This window comes from Thiomicrospira sp. (genome assembly GCF_014859555.1).
Classification (GTDB): domain Bacteria; phylum Pseudomonadota; class Gammaproteobacteria; order Thiomicrospirales; family Thiomicrospiraceae; genus Thiomicrospira.
In genome coordinates this window covers 1-2,275 of sequence record NZ_JACUTY010000116.1, presented here as the reverse complement: position 1 = coordinate 2,275, position 2,275 = coordinate 1, and the positions used below count along the sequence as shown (strand labels likewise).

General features: G+C 42.7%; 3 protein-coding genes. All 3 read left to right on the top strand.

From position 1 onward, the window contains the following. Positions 1-113 precede the first annotated feature (113 nt). Positions 114-506: an amphi-Trp domain-containing protein gene (locus tag IBX48_RS10325; protein ID WP_296834265.1), complete on the top strand. Its 393-nt coding sequence runs from the start codon at positions 114-116 to the stop codon at positions 504-506. Positions 507-664: 158 nt separating this feature from the next. Beyond that, the gene (locus tag IBX48_RS10320; protein ID WP_296834263.1) at positions 665-1,501 is read left to right on the top strand and encodes an HDOD domain-containing protein; all 837 of its coding nucleotides are present in this window, start codon (positions 665-667) and stop codon (positions 1,499-1,501) included. A gap of 132 nt (positions 1,502-1,633) precedes the next feature. Beyond that, positions 1,634-2,275 (top strand): EAL domain-containing protein (locus IBX48_RS10315; RefSeq protein ID WP_296834260.1); only part of this gene is annotated, 642 nt, incomplete at its 3' end.

The following is a 2,275-nucleotide window of genomic DNA, read 5'->3' as shown; positions in this document are numbered from 1 at the left end:
TAAAGAAACGCTGACACTTCTATTTAGTTCGATAAATGTCATAATAGCTATTTGAATCTTTTGATAAAATCAAGATTTGATCTCGTCTTACTCACCTACTTGGAGAAATTCCCATGGCCAAAAACACCACCAGCTTTAAGCATGAATCACTACTCGACAAAGCGTCCGTGCTCTCCTACCTAGACCTTATATGCCAAGGCATTGAGAAAGGCCAGATTCATCTTGCCAATGAAGAAGACGATGTTACGCTCCAAACCAACGGGTTATCGCGTTTAAAAATTAAAGCCAAGCAAGCCAAAAGCCATCAGGAAATCCGCATCACCTTGGCATGGCTGGGCGAAAACGAACAGAAAGCCGAAACCGATCCGACTTTAGAGGTCGCTGTTAAAGCACCCAAGCCATCTAAAACCAGCCACTCCAAAAAAGAAAAAGCCGACAAAAAAGCCAAAAACAAAGTGAAATCAAAACAAAAGTCGGACGCCAAGGCCGCAAAAAAAGCGAAGTAACGATTAGGCATCTGGGTGTTGAATGCATTGATAACAACAACGCATGATGCATCCAGATTTCTTACTGAGTGAATTTTGCATGGGATTAAAAACTTATTCAATATCACAGATAAGAAATGGTATAAAATACCAATTATTACCCATTTCGAAAGTCTTCCATGTCTGAACTCATCGACATCTATATTGGCCGTCAGCCTATTTTCAACACCAAACTTGAAATGCACGCTTACGAATTGTTGTTTCGTAACTGCGAACACAATAACCATGCGCCAATGTTGCCGGGCGATACCGCGACGGCTCAAGTCATGCTCAACGCCTTTGGGGACATGAACCTTAAAGATATTGCCAGCGACCATAAAGTGTTCATCAACTTTACCGAAGGTTTATTGCTGCGCGAAAACTTACCGTTCTTTCCCTCTCGCCAAGTCGTAATTGAAGTATTAGAAGACGTCAAACTCAGCGCGATCATTGCCAAAGACGTATCGCTGAGTCAAAAACTTCTTAAGTTTCTAGCCGAAAACATCAACAGCAAATACCCGATTAACTCCGTTCATGATGGCGTCATGCGATTTGGCTTAGACCGTTTACAGAGCTGGGCCAGCATGTTGGCGTTAGCAGGCGTGGATGATAAACCCATTGAGTTATTTCGCATGTCCCTGACACGGGCAAAATTTTGTGAGTTAGTGGGGGAACGTATTGGCGATCATTCTAAAAACCTCTACTTTACAGTGGGCTTGTTTTCGATGTTGGATGCGGTCATGGATGTCGAACTAACCGAATTATTAAGCCGTCTAAAGCTCGACCCCATTATCGTGACCGCTTTAACCGACGTTAAAAGCACCAATTTAAGTAAAACCTTATCCGCAATTAAAGCGATGGAACGTGGGCAAACCGAATTTGCGTTACCGGAAGACATGACTATTGCCGACTTGTCCAAATTTTATTTACAAGCGATGCAATTTTCCCATAGCGTTTACCAAAACTTGCCCAACTAACCCCTATTCTAAAGGGGTCTTGATTAACAACTAGAATTTACAAAGCCCAAAGGTTTCTTATTAGTCATATCAAACCTTTTGCCCTATGATGTAGAGATTAACTTTTAGTTTGAGTCCACTAGCATGAACCCGATGATTGATTTTTTTATTGGTCGCCAACCCATTTTCGACAGCGACATTAACCTGTACGCTTATGCGTTGCTGTTTCGCTTAAACGCGCAGGATAACCAGGCCAATATCGACAACGCAGACCAAGCTTCAGCTCAAGTTATCCTGAGCGGCCTTGGAGACTTAGGGCTTAAAAATATCGCGGGCGATCATAAGGTTTTTATCAATTTTTCGGATACCTTACTGGTGCAGGAAGGCCAGCCGTTTTTTAATCCACGCCAAGTCGTGATTGAATTACTCGAAGAACACATCGTTACCCCCGCCCTCATCAACACCCTCAAACAGCTTCGTCACCAAGGTTTTACGATTGCGCTTGATGACCATCAGTTCAACTCCGAACACCAAGTGCTCGAAAACTATGCCGACATTATTAAAATAGACATTCAAAAACACGACTTAACCACCATAGAACCACACTTACGTAAACTTAAAGCCAAAGGCCTAAAACTGCTGGCCGAAAAGGTCGAAACCTACCAACAAGTTAAAGAATGCGATGCACTCGGGTTTGATTATTTTCAAGGCTACTTTTTCGCGCGCCCGCAAATCATTCAAGGTCAACGTTTACCGGCTAATAAGTTATCGGTATTACAGCTTCTCAGCAAAATC